Source organism: Nostoc sp. PCC 7524 (genome assembly GCF_000316645.1).
Classification (GTDB): domain Bacteria; phylum Cyanobacteriota; class Cyanobacteriia; order Cyanobacteriales; family Nostocaceae; genus Trichormus.
Genome location: NC_019684.1, coordinates 1314297 through 1332055, shown reverse-complemented (window position 1 = coordinate 1332055; position 17759 = coordinate 1314297). Strand labels below are relative to the sequence as shown.

Sequence of the window (17759 nt, the reverse complement as noted above, 5' to 3'; positions counted from 1 at the left end):
GCAGATATTTTTATGCACGAACTAGGAATTACGCAAAATATCGTCGCCATTGTCAATGAATATGCCAAAGGTGCAAAAGTGCGCCGGGTTGTGGTAGAAATTGGCAAACTATCAGCGATTATGCCTGACGCTGTACAATTTTGCTTTGATATTTGTACACAAGGGACATCACTAGCAGGCGCAACGTTAGAAATTATTGCCATTCCTGGGTTAGCAAAATGCCGTCAGTGTGGTGCTGAAATTGCTTTAGAAAAACCATTTGGTCTATGTGAATGTGGTAGTGTCCACTTAGATTTAATCACTGGTGAAGAACTAAAAATTAAAGAGATAGAGGTTGAGGAAGTATGTGTGTAACTTGCGGTTGTTCTGATGATGCTGACAGCAAAATTACTAATTTAGAAACAGGTGAAATGGAACACAATCACCATCATCACACCCACACTTTACCTGATGGTACTGTGATTACCCATTCCCACAATCATGACCATCATCATGAACAGGAAGCATCGCAAATTCATGCTCAAATTCACGGCACAACTATATCTTTAGAACAAGAAATTTTAGGAAAAAATAACCTACTAGCAGCCCAAAATCGTGGATGGTTTAAAGGTCGGAATATTCTGGCTTTAAACTTAATGAGTTCCCCTGGTGCAGGTAAGACAACTCTTTTAACTCGCACAATTAATGACCTGAAACACCAGTTACCTATCAGCGTCATTGAAGGCGACCAAGAAACAATTAATGATGCTGAAAAAATTAGAGCGACAGGCTGTAAAGTTGTTCAAATCAATACAGGTACAGGCTGTCATTTAGACGCATCTATGATAGAAAGAGGTTTACAACAACTAAACCCACCATTAAACTCAGTTTTGATGATTGAGAATGTGGGTAATTTAGTCTGCCCAGCTTTATTTGATTTAGGCGAACAAGCAAAGGTAGTAATTCTCTCCGTCACAGAAGGGGAAGATAAGCCCATTAAATATCCCCATATGTTTCGCGCTAGTGAGATTATGATTCTCACTAAAATTGACTTGTTACCTTATGTGCAGTTTGATGTCCAGCGTTGTATAGAATACGCCCATCAGGTAAATCCTCATATGCAAATTTTTCAGGTTTCTGCCACCACAGGTGCTGGTTTAGATAGTTGGTATAAATGGCTCACAGAAAAAGTTTTGAATTGTGCAAATTTGGTTAATGCTTAAGTAAGCATACTTGAGTTGAGACAATAGTTGAAATTTTAAAAACCTCGGTTTCTGTAAGAAGTCGAGGTTTTGTGTTGGCGATGATTATTGTCATAAATACCTCTGGGGATTCATGAAAATTATGATTAGTCTGTCAAAAATTGAGGTACATATTTTCCCCTGCACTTGGTGCGTAAATCTTCACCTGACAAATTACTATGAATAATGTAATTAACTACAATAATGACAAAGGACTCCTCGCCTACATAGAATTTTTAGCTGCTAGCACCCTCAAGCCCAGAAATGGTAATACTGACCCAATATTTGACTTCGAGGATGCACTTGACCAAACAGAAATGGCACAGTTAGCAGTTGATGAATTGAAAAAAAATCCAGAAATCAATGCCTTATTTCAAGAACGCTGGCTACCTGCACCTTTGGATTTAGATGACTTAGCCAAACTCCCAGAGGGAACTTTAGGTCATATCTACGCCAGAGAGATGAAAACTAGAGGTTTTGACCCTTACTTTTACAAAAAAGTCCCTGTAGTTGATGATATTTCCTATCTCAAAATGCTGTGGCGTTCTACCCATGATATTTATCATGTAGTCGCTGGATTTGATACTGATGGTGTTGGAGAAATTGGACTACAAGCGTTTGTTTTAGCTCAAACTCCAATTCCTATCAGTGTGATGTTAGTAAGTTTTAGTATGGTAATGATTAGTCTTTATCAACCAACAAGATTTCAAGATTTGATGACAGAAATAGCTCGCGGCTATAGGCTAGGTTCTCAGACTCCTGGTAAACTAATAGCCCAAAAATGGGATCAGTTTTGGGATGTCCAAGTGAGCGAAATTCGTGCGCGTTTGGGCATGAGAACCATAGACCATGATGTAGCCGCAATTGCCTAGCAAATCAGCTATTTATGAAAAAAACCACAACCAAAGATGAAAATTCTTCTTCCCTAGTCCCTAGCCTCTATTTTCAAGCTATATGAATGTTTTTTCAGCCAATTCAATAACAGTTGATTTATCTGCTGTGGTTGCTCAAGCATAAACCAATGTCCTGCATCTACAATCTTTTCATACTGCCACTCTGCTGATATGTATTTTTCAGAATTCTGCATCTGTGATTCCCACAGAACATCATCTTGATTACTCCAAATACCCAGGGTAGGAACTTTAATTGGTACAGGCTCAGGTAATTCTCCAGCTAAAGCAGCCAGTAAATAATTAGGTACAGGATTGGCTTTTTCTAGTCGCTGCATATTTTCTAATACACCCGGTTTGAGAGTATTTTTTAAAATCTCCTCTCGGTAGGGATGGCTACCCAACACTTCCCGAAGTAAATAACCATTTTTGACTCGATATAGTTGAGGCGCAACATCATGGCTATTTAAAAAGTAAATCCATTGAAATTGTAAATGCTCAAGGGAAGTTTTGCAGAACTCTGTCAAATGACCCACAGACATAGCTGTCAAGGTTTGCAATCGCTCTGTGTGTGCGGCTAGTTCCCAACCGATTACAGCACCATAATCATGAGCAATACAATGTATTTTTTCCACTGCCAATTTATCTAGAAGTGTAATCATATCATTGACTAAATGAGTAAATTGATATCGACTGATATCTGTGGGTGTTCCACTTAAACCATAACCCAGTAAATCTGGACAAATTACACGATAGTCATGCTCTAATAAAGCAATGATTTGATGTTTCCATAAATTACCATCATCAGGCCAACCATGCAGTAATAAAACAGATTCTTTCCCTGTACTAGAATCTCTGACGAAATATTCAACTCCATTCAGTTCTATCATCTTGCCTGGGAGATTATTCAGCATATAATTGAGTGAATTACTTTGAACAATTCACACTGTATCGATATCCCGGTGGTGAAGTCGCGCCTGTTTTTGCCAACAGCAGCACATTCTTGCTATAACTTTTTAAAATCACTAGGAGACATCCCAACTAAGCGACGAAAATGACGACTAAGATGAGTTGGATGTGCAAAACCACACTGTAAAGCCACGTCTGTAATGTTATATTCTGGTTGCTGAAGTAATTGCTTGGCTAGTTCGATGCGCTGTCTAAGAATATATTGATGTGGTGGTAGGTGCATTGATTTTTTAAACAATCTAGCAAAGTAAAATTGACTAATACCTGCAACTTTGGCTAATTCTTCTAGGGTAATATCTTCAGTTAAATTTGCTTGAATATAATCCAACACAGTTTTTAGTTTATGTTTTGGTAGTTCTCCAAAAGATGAATAATGATTTCGTTTTGATATAGTAAATTGCTTGATTAGATGAGTAATGAGAGCCATTGCAAATGACTCACCATATAAGCGTCCGGCTGGACATCCAGCATTTAAATCTGCTTTGAGGGCGTTAGTGATAGTTTGAATGACGGGATCAAAAATTTGCCATTGAGGGATGAATTCAATTTGCTCACAACCTAAAGTTTCACTAGCCAATTGCTCAAATAATCTTGGTTCAAATACCAACACTGTGAAGTTTAGTTGTTCTTCCCAACTTGTCCAATGATGAGTATGAGCCGGACAAAAACAAGTTTCACCACCACTAATTTTATAAGATAAAAAATTATTTCCGAAGCGGCGTTCGTGATTTGAGCTAGATGTCGGATCAATTACTTCTAATACATGGAATGGGACGGTATGCTGACAAATTTCTGCCCTGGGATGTTGATAATAAGCTAGAAAAACATTTTGCCATCCAGTTTTTTTACTGGTGAATATGGGTTGTTGAGGAATGATTTTATGACTTAAATCTTCTAATAAATTGGGTTCCATACAGTGATGTTTAGGTAATGCGATCGCCTCATCTATCACTGTACATTAACTTTGCCACTGGTTCAGTATATCTTTCACTAAAACTTCCTGTATCCAAATTTGTAAAACAATCACTAATGGCACAGCTAAGAACACACCCAAAAACCCAAAAAAGGACCCAAATATCACCACTGATAATAAAGTAACTGCTGGTAATAGTGAGGCCTGACTTTTCATTACTATAGGCACAATAACGAAACTTTCTACCTGCTGAATAATAAAATATAAAACTACCACACCAGCAGCTTTCCAAGGAGCATCAAGCAGAGCCAATAAAGCGGGTGGAAAGACACTCAGTGTTGGCCCCAAATTAGGGATAAACTCTAACAATCCTGCCAAAGTAGCATTGATTAAGGCTAATGGCACTCCCAAAATTGACAATCCGATATAGCTGAAAATGCTAACTAATAACATAGTCAATAGCGTGCCTCTAATCCAACCAATTAAAGCTAATGCACACTTATTTAAAATTACATGAACTCGCGGACGATAGAAGGCAGGAAATAGGAAGACAAAACCTCTGCGATAGGAAACAGGGTTTGCCAGTAGCATAATCGTCAGCACTAATAATAATAATATGCCTAAAGCGATATTAAGTGACCTAGTAACTAAAAAGACTAAGTTATTTATTATCCGATTTAACCATACTTGTATATCTTGAGTGATATATCCCAGGTTACGAATATTATCTAAAATATCATTGGGGATTATCCGTACTAAAAACTCATTCCAAACTCTCACTTGATCTAATGCCCTGGGCATCAGGGTAGTCAATTGTTGTAATTGCTCAATCAACTGCGGGACGAGGAAAAGAAAAAAACCTAATATCAAAAATAATAAAATATTAACAGCTATAAAAATAGCCAAACCTCGTTTAATACGAAATTTTTGTAAAAATTGGACAAAGTTGTTTAAAACAGTTGCCAAAACCACAGCAGCAAATACTATCAAAACTATTTGACGAATTTGCCAAAGAATATACAAAGATATAATAACTAGGAAGAAACCAATTAATTGACCAAATGGCAAAATCCCGCCTCCATTTTACAATCAATCAAGCGGTTGTGTTGCATTGATTATGAATTGTTGGTTTAAATAATACTGCCTTGTGATTTATAAACAAGCTACTTCAAGGGAGATTTTGGCATCAGCAGTATTCACCTAGAGGCGTAATTAATCACAAGTTGCACAATATATACTCCTATTTGATTTTTGTTGGCGTAGCCTGCGCTGTCCCATAAAAAACTGAGTACACCCCTACCCTCTTCTTTCCTATTGCCTATTGCCTATTGCCTATTGCCTATTGCCTCTTGATAACTACTCTTGAGCAAGTTGGGCTTTTGCCTGTTGCCACAAAGTCTCTAACTCATCCAAACTGTAATCCGAAAGGGGGCGATCAACCACTGCCTCCATTTTCTGTAAACGCTGGATAAATCGCTGATTTGTACCTTGTAACCCTGCACTGGGGTCAAGATTATACCAACGGGCTAACTGAATCACTGCAAATAGTAAATCACCTAATTCCGCCTGTTGACGTTCTGGTGTTTCCTCGGCTAATGCTTGTTGAAATTCTTGTAACTCCTCATGGAACTTTGCCCAGACCCCATCAATATTTTCCCATTCAAACCCAACCGCCGCCGCCTTTTGAGAAATCTTCATTGCGGCTGTGAGTGGAGGTAGCGTCCTTCCATAACGGCTGAGTTTGGTACTTAGTTTTTGACTATCTGGAGAGGCTTCACCTTTCTCCAACGCCTTGATTTGTTCCCAGTTCTGCCGCACCTCATCCACATTTTGCACCGACACATCACCAAACACATGGGGATGACGGCGAATTAACTTTTGGGCAATACCTTGAGCCACTTCTTGCAGAGAAAATTGCTTATACTCACTAGCAATCTGCGCCTGTAATACCACCTGTAACAGCAAATCCCCCAATTCTTCCGTAATTTCTGCCTGAGTCCCATGCTTAATCGCGTCTACTACCTCATAAGCCTCCTCAATCACATAAGGTGTTAGGGTTTGGGGAGTTTGTGCCAAATCCCAAGGACAACCCCCATCAGGCGATCGCAACTTCGCCACCACCTCAATTAACTCCTGCAACGCCCCCAAAGTCTCAACCTGATTTTGATTCAATTCCATAACCCTGCGTCCCTGTGCGTTTCAGTTCGCGTACATTTGCGTTTCAAATTTTACCTTTTTTCCTCCTGCCTCCCCTCGTAGAGCGACGACTAATTACTTTACGTTGCTTAATTTTGCCACTAGAAAGTAGTCCCTTCACCCCCTGCTGACAAAACCGCTTGTAAGCCGATCCCCCCCAATCGCTAAGAGAATGACTCATCGCACCCAATTCTAAACCTAAGAATAGGGCAAGAAATTCTGTAGCGTAACTGAAAAGCGATCGCCCCACAGTTTCCTCTACATCTTGCCAACTCACGCTCACATTCCCTAACTTCTCAGCCACTGCCCAAATCATCACAGCCACAATAGCCAACACACTGCTGAGATACACCACTCGCAACGTCGTGCCAATAATCGGCCCGTGAGATAAGAAAGAACGATGGCGGAGACTTTTTTGATAAGGTAGCCAAATCCAACGTAAAACACCCCAACGTTGGTATTGACGGGAATAGATATCTAAGTCAGGGCCAAACATCAAACCGCCAAACATAAACCCACCAGCTACCAACAAAGTGACATTGCCACTACGAGTCTGCCAAAAAGTCACACCCGCCACTACTGGCAACGCCCATAGAGTAATGCGATCGTGCGTCCTACCAGAGGGCATTTATCGGTTCTCAAAAATATTTAAAAAAAATTTCCTCAAAATACTAGCGCAATCAAAAATATTTTGCTATATTGTTTAATTGTGAGCGCAAACGAAAAGCGCAAACGGGTGGTTAGCTCAGTTGGTAGAGCGCCTGCCTTACAAGCAGGATGTCACTGGTTCGAGTCCAGTACTACCCATATGAATTAAACAATGTTTATTATATCCTCAAATCTGCCTTCATTCTTATTCAGATTTAGAAATGGTATTGAGAACTGAGAAGTAGGGAATAGAAATAGCTACTCCCTAACCTATTCTCTTAGCCTAAGTCACTATCTAGGATGACAAACCAGCAATCTCTTTTAAGGCTTCTAATAGTTGCAACACTTCTTCCACAGAGTTGTAATGGACTAATCCAATTCGTAATAAGCCGCCACTGTCTTCCACGCCTAGCTTTTGTGTCAAGTTGAGGGCATAAAAATTACCGTGCCAAGTGAAAATACCGCGATCGCCTAACTTTTTTGCTATACTTTCAGGACTCTGCCCCCCTAATCTCATTGCTACTGTGGGTGTGCGCCACTGAAAGCGAGTTGTATCAGTGATGCCATATAAACTTAAGCCGGGAATTTCTAACAATCCCGAAATTAGTTTATGGCTGAGTTCTCTTTCATATTGCTGAATTGCAGACATAGCTGCCACTAAAGCCGCCCGCCGACTGTGATAGGCTGAGGCGATCGCATCTGGGTGTTCTGCTCTCAGAAAGCGGGGACATTGGAAATGTTCTAAACCTTCTTTGTCAGCCTCAATCAACGCCGTCACTAATTCGTTGTCAATGGTTGGCGATACATGACAGCCTAGTTTTGTCAAGTAATTAATCGCCGCCACCACACCCGCCAGCCCCTCATGATTCAATGTTCCTGTTTCCCAACGTGACGGTACTTCATCGGAGGCTGGTTGGACTTTATATGGTTGCAGACTTGCCAGATGCTGCCGTTTACCGTACAAAATACCGACATGGGGTCCAAAAAACTTGTAAGCGGAACAAGCCAAAAAGTCACAGTCTAAAGCGTGAACATTGATTGGTGCATGGGGTGCATAATGAACGGCATCAACAAACACCCAAGCACCGACAGCATGAGCCAGACGCACTATAGTAGCGACATCGTTGATTGTCCCCACAGCATTGGAAGCAAAACTCACCGCTACTAACTTAGTGCGGGAATTGATCTGCTGTGCTAAATCACTCATGTCTAAGGTGCAATCCTCGACATGAATATCTACCACGCGAATTATTGCACCCTGTTCTTCCAAAGCATACCAAGGGGAAACATTAGCAGCATGATCCAAACGGGTGACAATAATTTCATCACCCGGTTGAATTATCCGCGCGATCGCCCGACTCAAGATAAAGGTAAGAGTGGTCATATTTGCGCCAAATACCACCTCATCACTACTGCAACCCAAAAAATCTGCGATCGCCACTCTCGCCGCCGTAATTACCGCATCTGTCCGCGCACTGGTAGCAAAAGCGCCGTGAGCATTAGCATTTGATCTCACCAAATAGTCACTAATCGCATCTAGCACCGCACCCGGTACTTGTGTTCCACCAGGCCCATCAAAAAATATTGCAGATTCACCGTTGATTTTTTGGTTAAGTGCCGGAAACTGTCCACGTATCCATTTCAGATCCAGAGATTCCATAATCGCATCCTCGGTTAATAGTTTTTTACCTATATTAGTGAGTGCTGTTAGCTTTCTTTGGGGCGTTGAGCAGCGTGGGGAGTAGGGAGTGGGGAGCAGGGGAGCAGGGGAGAAAAACTAATTCCTATTGCCTATTGCAAGAGTGCCTATTGCCTACGCCACGTTACACGAACAGTAATCAAACCGGATTCCTATAGCTCCAACAATGCTGATTTGATGGTGCATAAAAAACCAGCACCCGACATAGATAGTAAGTGAAGGTATTCAATAACACCGCACAAACTTTACTACAATCTCAGGAAAGCATTATGATGTCTCGCATTCGCACCACAATTATGGGTATGACTATCCTAGCAACCGCCCTAGTCTCCACCACAGCGATCGCGGCAAAACCCCAAGGTGAAGTCGTATCCCAGAACTGTACTGATGCAATTCATACAACAAAATACACCTTAGTTAGTTCCCGCCCAGCCGTGCCTAGTTCCCGCCTGCCGCTCGCACTACCAGGGGATGGTTCAACGGAAAAGAAAACTTGCGAAACCACTTATGCACCGGCGACAAATGAACAGGGAGTCAATGGTACTAATCGCTGTACAACTTGCACCTACTCTTCTAGCGGTAATTTCACAATTAAGTGTATTTTTATTAAACCTCAAAACCCTGGTGCAAATTAAATTTGCCCCAATTGACTGTTAGTAGTGGGCTATCTAGGCTAGAATAGTGCAAAAATATAGTTCTTGTGGTGTGGGCATCTTGCCCGCACTGGACGGGCTAGAAGCCCATCCCACAAGAGAGTTTTAATGCAACATTTGAGTCTAGACGCACCAATACGGTGCGTTACACGTTGCTTTATCAAGCATCTCTAAACAGACGATAAAGCCTCTATAGCTTGTTTAACATTACGTCCGTAGATTTGTTGACTATATTGCTGCCAGTCCTGATCACAAGAGTAGGGTGGATTTAATGTTACCTGTTGTACATACGCCATCAACGGACGACGCAACTGCTCATATTTTTGGCAGGCTTCCCCTATAACTTGTGTGTTGTTCCAATGATTTTCCGTGGCAATTTGAGCAATTAATGTCACCACTGTTAAGGCATCTTCCAAACCTTGATTAGCACCTTGAGCCATAAATGGCGGCATTCCATGAGCTGCATCACCCACTAAGACAACTCTCCCGCAACTCCAAGCTGGTTGAATTGGTGTGCTTTCAGGATCAGAAATTATGGCACGGTGAATGTAATAAGGACGCTGTTCTATATTTTCTGGGGGAGATAAACGGACTAATTGCTTCAGGACATCGGGAAATCCGGCTTGCTCAAAGGCTTGTAAAGCTAATTCCCTCAAAGAATTACCAGACTTACCTTGTAAAGCTGCCAACGGTAAAGCTAAATGGATAAGATACCCAAATTGATTAGTGGCTCGACTACGGAACAACATCATCCTTGTGTCTGCCATCTCACCAGATCCATTTCTGGATACCTCATCATGACAGATGGTAGCAACTGGTGATTTCTGCAAGAATGTTGCTTCGATTTCGGCTTCTACTACTTCGGGGATATCCGCGATTTCCCGACAAAATATAGCAGCATATCCAGAATATTCAGGTTTAGCGAAATCTGCATAGGGGCTATCTTGATAAAGCACCCGGCGAATTGTCGAGTTAATTCCATCGGCGGCTACAACTAGCCTCGCCCGAAATGATTGATCACTAACTGATGTTTGGGAATTCGTATCTAGATTTTCGGGGTTGCTGTCGTTCCAATGGGCATAGGGATTAGCTTCTACTGTGGTGTCAGAAATACAATCTATCCGCACACAATGATTTTCTGGCTCATCGACAACATTGACACACCGATGATTAATTTTGACTATATCTGGGGGTAGCTGTTGCCTTAAAGTAGTCTGCAAATTGTACCAAGCAATTGACACTCGCCCTTCGCCATATTCTTGAAACCAATCATCAAAACTCAGGGAAATTGCCCGAATCTTCTCCCCCTGAAAATTTTTGTAACCCCATTTAGGTGAAGGTTTAGGAGAGTTTTGTGCTTGAGTGGAGGGTTGAGAATTAGGTAAACCAAAGGCTGCGTTTTTAACAGCTTCGTAAGCATGAGGATCTAGATATCTCAGAGACTTTAAGCCATTGGGAAGCAGATCCAAAACTTGCCCAACCTGACGAAAAGCGCGAGTTTGATCTAGTACCAGAATATTTTCAATTCCACGCTGGCGTAACCCAATGGCAGTAGCTAAACCAATCGGCCCAGCCCCAACTATCACAACATCGTAAATATCGGTTAACATACCCTTGCTTACAAAACTAGCTATATTCATTAATTTAACCCTAGCGATTAGAAATCGCGGCTATACAAACTTTTTCCGCCTGCGCGGACTAACCAAAATCAAATTAGCGTGTGTCAGCTAATTCAGGATTTGGATATACTAAGGCTAAACAAATTTGCCTTGCCAGAAAATCTTGAACCTATGAACAATCGCGAACAATTGATTCAGGAACTTGAACAAGCTCCAGATGATCTAGTCCAAATGGTGCTGGACTTTTTACATCGGGTTCAGGCTATACGCAAAAAACATCCACTGGCAAAGTTTGCAGGAATTTTAAGTGACTCAGAGGCGGAGGAATTACAAAGCACAATTGCAGCAGAGTGTCGGCAGGTAGATTTGAATGAGTGGTGAGATTGCAAAGGATTCATGAGTCGGTATAGCATGATTATTCAATGGTCTGATGAAGATCAGCTGTTCCTGGTTACAATTCCAGAGTTTGCCGATCTAGTTATCATGCCTTGCACTCACGGAAAAACTCGCGAAGAAGCGATTCATAATGGTGAAGAAGTTATTGAAATGTACTTAGAAGCTTGGCAACTAGAAGGTGAGCTTATCCCTGAACCTATGACGCTTCACTTTGCTTGATAAGCGTATCGCAGCATAATAACCCCATCAACCGTCTAGAGGCTATCGGTTGCCAGGTTGACGCACCGTTTACCCCATCATTCGTGTTCAGAAGTCAAATCATCGAGTTCTGAGGGTGAGCGATTGCCTTTTTTACTCCATCATTCCTGTTCGGAAGTCAAATCATCGAGTTCTGAGGGTGAGCGATTGCCTTTTTTACTCCATCATTCCTGTTCGGAAGTCAAATCATCGAGTTCTGAGGGTGAGCGATCGCCTTTTTTACTCCATCATTCCTGTTCGGAAGTCAAATCATCGAGTTCTGAGGGTGAGCGATCGCGTTCTATCTAGCTAATCGTGTTGGGATAGATCTTTACCTATAGCAGTCGCCATATAGATTAGGACATCAAGCAATCATAAAACCGTTACACGAAGAGGCTTTGGAGTCTGTAACCTGTAACCTGTAACCTGTAACCTGTCCCCTGTCCCCTGTTATAGCAGCAGAGGAATTAGCTTTTGATGCTATGCCCCAACCCCTACAAACTAATGATCAAAACGGCGTTTCAGTCTGCAAATGAATAGTCGCGTGTGTGTGTGGATGCTGAAAGCGGAGTTCTCTGGCGTGTAAGTGTAAGCGAGTCGCCCCAGTATTGCAACCATACAGGCGATCGCCTAATATCACTACTCCCAATCCTACCAAAGCATGAACCCGCAATTGATGGGTGCGTCCTGTCAATGGTTCAAACTCAACACGGGTATAATCTTCTTCCCTTGCCATCACCCGAAAGCGCGTCACGCTGGGTTTACCACGTTGCCAGTCAACTTGCTGATAAGGGCGATTTTGCGGATCTCCCCATAATGGTAATTCAATCAAATCTGTGTCTATGGTGACAACGCCTGCAAGTATGGCTTCATAAACTTTGTAGACTTGTCGCTGTTGGAACTGCTGGCTAAGTTGGCGATAGGTTTGGGAATCACGCGCCAGCAAAAGAACACCAGAGGTTTCTTGATCTAAGCGATGCACCGCCGCCAAATTTTCGCCATCAGGTAACAAATGGCGTAAGCGACTGATCACACTGTCTTGCGTTTCCAGATAACGCCCAGGAACAGAAAGTAACCCCGAAGGTTTGTTGACAGCAATCAGCCATTCATCTTCGTAGAGGCAGGGGGTAGGAGGCAGGGGGCAGGGGGCAGGGGAGAGAGTGAGGGAAGTTTTATCCCAATCCCCAGTCCCCAGTCCCCAGTCCCCAATCCCCAGTCCCCTCAACAAAAACCCCATCAACGGTTGACAGCGTTCTGCACAAGCACCATAAAATTCTCCCTGGACTTTATCTTGATGGGATTTCCCCCACCAAAATTCAGCCATTGCTAGAGGCTTCAGTTTGTGGGTGGCGGCGTAGTGGAGTAACTTCGGGGCGCAACAGTCCCCTGTGCCTGTGGGCAAACCATCCGGCATTAATTGCTGTAATGATGAAGATTGTCCTAAAAAATTCATGAGGGAGTACGCCGCGTGCATCTGTGCTTGGAGTTGCCGAGATAAGGCTTTTCGCTTTTGTTTAAGTTCGTGGATGCGTGTATCTGCCGAGGCGATCGCTTCCTCCAAAGTTCCCAAATTGACATCGCGTTGGCGTTTGAGTCTCCGGCGTTCAATTCCCTGCTGACGGCTGGCTTCATCCAGTTGTTCTAAAGCTAAAGTTAAGGCTTCACCTGTAAGTGTTTCACTAAGTTGCTGGCGTTTTTGCTGTCGTTGTTGTTTACAAGTCAGATGGCGATCGCTCATTGCTTGCAACTGTTGGGCAAACTCCTGTGCTAAGGTTTCATACTCTTGTCTGGCTGGTAATTGCTTGAGGGTAATTAGTTCTTGCTTGATGGTTTCTAACTCAGCCAAAGTTTGGGCTTCTGCTAAAGCTACTTTTTCTCTTCCTGGAATCGGTGGCACCCAGCCATCAACAACACTTTCACCATTGAGTAAACCAGAAAAAGCTTGCAATACCTGTTGTTCACCCGTAGGCAATTCTACCAGCAAGATACCATACATCTTACCTTCACGGAAATAACGCTCATCGCCGGCTAGTTGCTGCATTAAACCACAGGCGATCGCTTCTGCTAAAGGGGTGCGTGGTAGCCGGAGTACATTACCACTTTGCAGACAACGCCCCTCATACCAATAGCTAGCAGATTGGTTAGTGTTAGTCTCATGACAGTCAAGAAAGTCTGTTACCTGATGTAAAACTTTTGTACAAGGCATGACTTGAAACTACCCCTATCTTGTCTGAGATTCACATCTGTCCTTTCCAGTGGTTTAGTTAAATTCTGCTTGTCCTTAACTTTGAGATATTCTGCAATATCACCTAGCTTAAATAATATATTTTTTTTGTAAAAATACTGTAATATAAATCGAATCTTAATTTATATTATACAAGTAGACATACAAGAAAATTTATCAAAAATATAGGATTCCTATTTGATTTTTGTTGGCGTAGCCTGCGCTGGCACATACAAAACTCAGTACACATTTATTCTTTCTTACCTGTTCCCTGTCACCTGTTCCCTGTTCCCTATCTGTATGAGTGATTCAGAAATCAAAGCAGATTACTATAGCTAGTTCAGTATCTACAACAGTTTTTGATTAATCCAACTTAAGAATTAAATCATGGCAATTCTTTTTACAACTTTGCATACCTCATGTGATCCGCGACGAGCTACTGAGTATATAGCCTGTCTTAACGCTAACTTAGCCCATCCAGCAATTGATGGAGTCAAGATACTACTAGAAACTAAAGATGATCGTGATTATGGCTTTCTTCAAGATATTAAACACGAAAAACTAGAGATAATTACTATTGATCACAGACCATTCTTTTCCGACTTGTTTGCATTGGCTAATCAGTGTGGCGATCATCAAGTAGCAGTGATTTGTAATGGTGATATTTATTTTGATCAAGACAGTAATTTAGAACGTGTCCATGAGATAGATAAACACCAGTTTTGGACTATTTCACGCTACGATGAGCAAAAAGATGGGACATGGGTACTACACCGCCAAGCGGCTGAAGGTTCTCATGACTGTTGGATTTTCCGTACACCTATCCGTCAATTTCCAGCTGAGTATCACTTAGGCATTCTCGGTTGTGATGCGATCATAGCTCAAAGAGCAGTCGAGGCAGGTTTATTGGTTGTCAATCCTTGCTTAACTATTCAACTGAGACACCTGCATCGTTATGATATTCGTAACAATACCTTAGATCAAAAGCGTCGTTCCTATTGGCATGAGAAAGATTACTTGAAGTTGGGTATACGAGTTTACTGCGCTCCTCCCACAACAATTGAGTCCCCCGTCATTCGCTCCAACAGATCATTGCGGTATATATTGATGAGTATGATGGGGCATTGGGTATTACCAATTTACAGGTCAAAACCAGTTCAAAAGCAAGTTTCATATATGAAAAAGTTGCTCAACGCTTGAGATCATACAGCACCTTTGAAGTAAGTCAGGTACACCATGAGTATTAAGTAATGAGTAATGAGTAATGAGTAATGAGTAATGAGTAATGAGTAATGAGTAATGAGTAAAAAATTTACTTATCACTCATTACTTTTCAATTATTTGCTGTACCTCATAAACATCGAATCTGCTGTATGTGTTGATGTAGTATATGGGAATCCGGTTCCTATATATGTAGTATATGTAGGGTGTGTTAGGCGTAAGCCGTAACGCACCGAAAGCTTTGGGGGGTGCGTTACGCTGTCGCTACTGGCTTAATTTTAGATGCAATTAAACACCAATACACGCTGATAATACAGATGTTGGTGGATGCACAAAATCAGCCACACCACTATACTTAATTACAATTTCTGACTTCTGAATTCTTCTTCAGTCCACCCTAGCACGCAAAGCAGGATAGGGGAACAAAGCTTGAAATCCAGCCTGACGCTCATTAGAGGATTCTGAAGAATAATTCCACATACTACCGTAGTAGAAGAAGGCTACCCCTAATCCGCGTTGTTGAGCTGCCCGCACCTGAGACTTAATTTGCTGTGTGGAGACGGGTTGAGTTCTCAATCCTGTCATCACCCCAATTGCAGTGGGGATAACTTGTTGGGCTTGTTGAATTTCTGAGCGGGAAATATTGCTGATGAAACTTTGGAGATCAGGACGGTAAATTTGCACAATTAGCTCATCCACAAGATTTTGACGTAACCAACTCAACCAATCTTGCAGTTGTAACTTGTAAGCGAAATCGTAGTAATTAGGAGCAACAGAGAAAATTGCTTGAGGTTTTCTAGCTTTGACTGCTTGGTTTAGCTGTCTGATAAATGCTGTAATCTTATTGGCTCGCCAGCTCACCCAATCGGGATCTTGAGGATTAGCTGGGGGATTGTTCTTGGTTTCTTGTCTATAGAGAGCAACCGTATAGCGATCATAACCAAATTCATGGGGCAAACTCATGTGATCATCAAACTGAATGCCATCGACATTGTAGTTGCTGACAACTTCTAGCACGAGGTTAGAAATAAACTGCTGTACTTGGGGGTGAAAGGGATTGAGCCAAACCACCTCACCAGCCGCACTAATTGAGGTTTGCCCACCATCCCGCTTTTGTGTCAACCACTCTGGATGATTCAGAGCTAGTTCCGAGGTTGGGGGAGCCATAAACCCAAATTCAAACCAGGGAATAGCCAACAAACCCCGACGATGGGCTTGGTTAATGATATCCGCTAAAATATCGTGTCCATCTGAGCCGCGAAATACAAAGGGTTGGATACCTGCGCGTTGGGCAACAGGACTAGGATACATGGCATAGCCAGAATTCCAAACGACAGGGTAGACAGTATTGAAGTTCATCTGTCGTAGTTTATTCATTGCATCCTGAACTTTCCTCCGATCCTTGAGGATGTTGAAATCATTGTTAGTCATCCAAACCCCACGAATTTCCTGACGGGGTAGTTGAGCAACTACTGGGGTAAAGTTATCTACCAACAGTATCGTGACAAAAGAGAGCAAAACGAGAATAGGGAAGACTCGTCTGGAGAGGCGGTTTCCCTGCCAAGTGTGGGGAACGAAACCAAATGTTACAAGTTTAAATGATGCTTTAGCTACCCACACGCACCATTGCCTCATTTGGTGATGGAAATTACTTGCCATAAAGTCTACACACTTTCATGCTTACTAGAGGATTGGTTGACTGGTAGTTATTTTTCAACACGGCAGATTGAATTTACGCATCAGATCAACTGAAGCATACCTAGCACAGTAAGTATAGTTGACGCAGAAAAACTGAATTAGTGCCTAATGGACTTTTATCAGCAATAGCTATAGTTTGTTGACTTTACACATGATGTGGTCATAATTAGCAACCTAAATAATACTTAAGTTAGATGTGCTATTAAAAACGTTTTATTTAAAAGGGAGAATTTCAGAGCGAATGATTAAGCGATCGCCTAACATAATTAATTTTCGGCTAAATGGGGACAGAAATTCACCACAGCCACAAAAAGACAAAACACAGAAACAAATATTCATGTTTCTGTGTTTTAGATATATGTTATTTAATTAGGATTACTGAGCAGTTACAGCCTCACCACTGATAACTTTTTCCTCTGGGAGAGTGTGAGGACTCCTTAAGGAAAGTTGGGCATGAGGTTGTTGACAAGCCACCATAGTCTTAACGTGTTCCATCTCATCATCGCGGATGGCGACAAACACATCATAGAGATTCTCAATTTGTGGACGGCGTTCGGTGGGATTGTGCGCTGTTTGAAATTCATCAAACATATATAAGTCACCATCACGATAGTAGAGAGTAGCTACCTCTGGTGCTGGTTGGGCTTTTAACTCCGCCTCGTGGGATGTCAGAAATTTGTCATAGCTATTGTAGGCGTGATTTTCCACCAATTCCATAAAGTTGTATGCTGCACCGGGATTGATGATATACAACGCCGTAATAATCCAGTAATAAATTAAAGCAGTGGTTTTCGCTAAGAAGCGATCGCCCCAAAACCCAGCACCCCCCAAATTTTCCATAATCAGCAGGTGATGCAATTCATTCCACGACTCAGCAAAGTGAACTTTGAGCCAGTCAGCCTTCCGCCATAAACCTAGAGTTTCGTAGAGGTGCAGCACGGAAAGATAAGAAAAATAAGGTACTCGTGCTACAGTTTCTAAAACATAAAAGCGAGGATAAGGGCGATCGCGATAAATTGTATTGATGACAAAAACTAAAATACCAACCAGCAAGCGAATCATGGTTATTCTCCATCAAGCATCAACAAGGTGAATCAAACACCATCACAGCAGTTATAAACAGAAAACTTGAGGAACTTGTGAGGAATAACGCAAAATTACGGTAGATTGACGAGA

General features: G+C 42.0%; 18 protein-coding genes and 1 tRNA gene. 9 read left to right on the top strand and 10 right to left on the bottom strand.

Annotated features, from left to right (window positions below):
• Positions 1-12 precede the first annotated feature (12 nt).
• The 3 genes from NOS7524_RS05600 (at position 13) to NOS7524_RS05590 (ending at position 2092) form a co-directional block, all read left to right on the top strand.
• Positions 13-354, top strand: coding sequence for a hydrogenase maturation nickel metallochaperone HypA/HybF (locus tag NOS7524_RS05600; protein ID WP_015137508.1), 342 nt, complete (start codon positions 13-15; stop codon positions 352-354).
• Entirely contained in the window at positions 345-1202 is an 858-nt protein-coding gene (gene hypB, locus NOS7524_RS05595) for a hydrogenase nickel incorporation protein HypB (protein ID WP_015137507.1), read from the top strand. Before NOS7524_RS05600 ends, hypB begins: the two co-directional genes overlap by 10 nt.
• Positions 1203-1399: 197 nt before the next feature.
• Complete coding sequence (locus NOS7524_RS05590; RefSeq protein WP_015137506.1) at positions 1400-2092, top strand: Coq4 family protein; 693 nt, start codon at positions 1400-1402, stop codon at positions 2090-2092.
• A gap of 53 nt (positions 2093-2145) precedes the next feature.
• Here NOS7524_RS05590 and NOS7524_RS05585 read toward each other — a convergent pair whose 3' ends face one another.
• From NOS7524_RS05585 to NOS7524_RS05565, 5 genes are all read right to left on the bottom strand, one after another.
• Positions 2146-3024: an alpha/beta fold hydrolase gene (locus tag NOS7524_RS05585; protein WP_015137505.1), complete on the bottom strand. Its 879-nt coding sequence runs from the start codon at positions 3022-3024 to the stop codon at positions 2146-2148.
• A gap of 92 nt (positions 3025-3116) precedes the next feature.
• A complete protein-coding gene (locus NOS7524_RS05580) occupies positions 3117-3992 on the bottom strand; it encodes a helix-turn-helix domain-containing protein (protein WP_015137504.1) in 876 nt (291 codons plus the stop codon).
• Positions 3993-4037: 45 nt separating this feature from the next.
• Positions 4038-5060, bottom strand: a complete 1023-nt coding sequence (locus tag NOS7524_RS05575; RefSeq protein ID WP_015137503.1) for an AI-2E family transporter — start codon at positions 5058-5060, stop codon at positions 4038-4040.
• 288 nt (positions 5061-5348) lie between these two features.
• Positions 5349-6170 (bottom strand): nucleoside triphosphate pyrophosphohydrolase, encoded by an 822-nt coding sequence (mazG, locus tag NOS7524_RS05570; RefSeq protein ID WP_015137502.1) that lies wholly within the window; start codon positions 6168-6170, stop codon positions 5349-5351.
• Positions 6171-6213: 43 nt separating this feature from the next.
• On the bottom strand, positions 6214-6816 hold the full coding sequence (locus NOS7524_RS05565) for a metal-binding protein (RefSeq protein WP_015137501.1): 603 nt from the start codon (positions 6814-6816) through the stop codon (positions 6214-6216).
• Positions 6817-6922: 106 nt separating this feature from the next.
• Here NOS7524_RS05565 and NOS7524_RS05560 point away from each other — a divergent pair.
• Positions 6923-6995 (top strand) — tRNA-Val (locus NOS7524_RS05560).
• Positions 6996-7131: 136 nt separating this feature from the next.
• Here NOS7524_RS05560 and NOS7524_RS05555 read toward each other — a convergent pair.
• On the bottom strand, positions 7132-8496 hold the full coding sequence (locus NOS7524_RS05555) for a cysteine desulfurase-like protein (RefSeq protein ID WP_015137500.1): 1365 nt from the start codon (positions 8494-8496) through the stop codon (positions 7132-7134).
• A gap of 308 nt (positions 8497-8804) precedes the next feature.
• Here NOS7524_RS05555 and NOS7524_RS05550 point away from each other — a divergent pair, with 308 nt between their 5' ends.
• On the top strand, positions 8805-9170 hold the full coding sequence (locus NOS7524_RS05550) for a hypothetical protein (protein WP_015137499.1): 366 nt from the start codon (positions 8805-8807) through the stop codon (positions 9168-9170).
• A 188-nt stretch (positions 9171-9358) separates the two neighbouring features.
• Here NOS7524_RS05550 and NOS7524_RS05545 read toward each other — a convergent pair whose 3' ends face one another.
• Positions 9359-10828: an FAD-dependent oxidoreductase gene (locus NOS7524_RS05545; protein WP_015137498.1), complete on the bottom strand. Its 1470-nt coding sequence runs from the start codon at positions 10826-10828 to the stop codon at positions 9359-9361.
• 150 nt (positions 10829-10978) lie between these two features.
• Here NOS7524_RS05545 and NOS7524_RS05540 point away from each other — a divergent pair, with 150 nt between their 5' ends.
• The 3 genes from NOS7524_RS05540 to NOS7524_RS29245 all read left to right on the top strand — a co-directional run bounded on the left by NOS7524_RS05540 (position 10979) and on the right by NOS7524_RS29245 (position 11749).
• Entirely contained in the window at positions 10979-11188 is a 210-nt protein-coding gene (locus NOS7524_RS05540; protein WP_015137497.1) for a hypothetical protein, read from the top strand.
• Between the two features lie 15 nt (positions 11189-11203).
• Positions 11204-11422, top strand: a complete 219-nt coding sequence (locus NOS7524_RS05535; RefSeq protein ID WP_041555186.1) for a type II toxin-antitoxin system HicB family antitoxin — start codon at positions 11204-11206, stop codon at positions 11420-11422.
• 123 nt (positions 11423-11545) lie between these two features.
• Positions 11546-11749: a hypothetical protein gene (locus tag NOS7524_RS29245; RefSeq protein WP_144050842.1), complete on the top strand. Its 204-nt coding sequence runs from the start codon at positions 11546-11548 to the stop codon at positions 11747-11749.
• A gap of 199 nt (positions 11750-11948) precedes the next feature.
• Here NOS7524_RS29245 and NOS7524_RS05530 read toward each other — a convergent pair whose 3' ends face one another.
• Positions 11949-13646, bottom strand: coding sequence for an RluA family pseudouridine synthase (locus NOS7524_RS05530; protein WP_015137495.1), 1698 nt, complete (start codon positions 13644-13646; stop codon positions 11949-11951).
• Positions 13647-14051: 405 nt separating this feature from the next.
• Here NOS7524_RS05530 and NOS7524_RS05525 point away from each other — a divergent pair, with 405 nt between their 5' ends.
• A complete protein-coding gene (locus NOS7524_RS05525; RefSeq protein WP_015137494.1) occupies positions 14052-14864 on the top strand; it encodes a hypothetical protein in 813 nt (270 codons plus the stop codon).
• Between the two features lie 408 nt (positions 14865-15272).
• On the opposite strand, the gene NOS7524_RS05520 is transcribed toward NOS7524_RS05525, so the two are convergent.
• The gene (locus NOS7524_RS05520) at positions 15273-16544 is read right to left on the bottom strand and encodes a glycoside hydrolase family 10 protein (RefSeq protein WP_041555184.1); all 1272 of its coding nucleotides are present in this window, start codon (positions 16542-16544) and stop codon (positions 15273-15275) included.
• Between the two features lie 414 nt (positions 16545-16958).
• Complete coding sequence (locus NOS7524_RS05515) at positions 16959-17645, bottom strand: alternative oxidase (RefSeq protein WP_015137492.1); 687 nt, start codon at positions 17643-17645, stop codon at positions 16959-16961.
• Between the last annotated feature and the right edge of the window lie 114 nt (positions 17646-17759).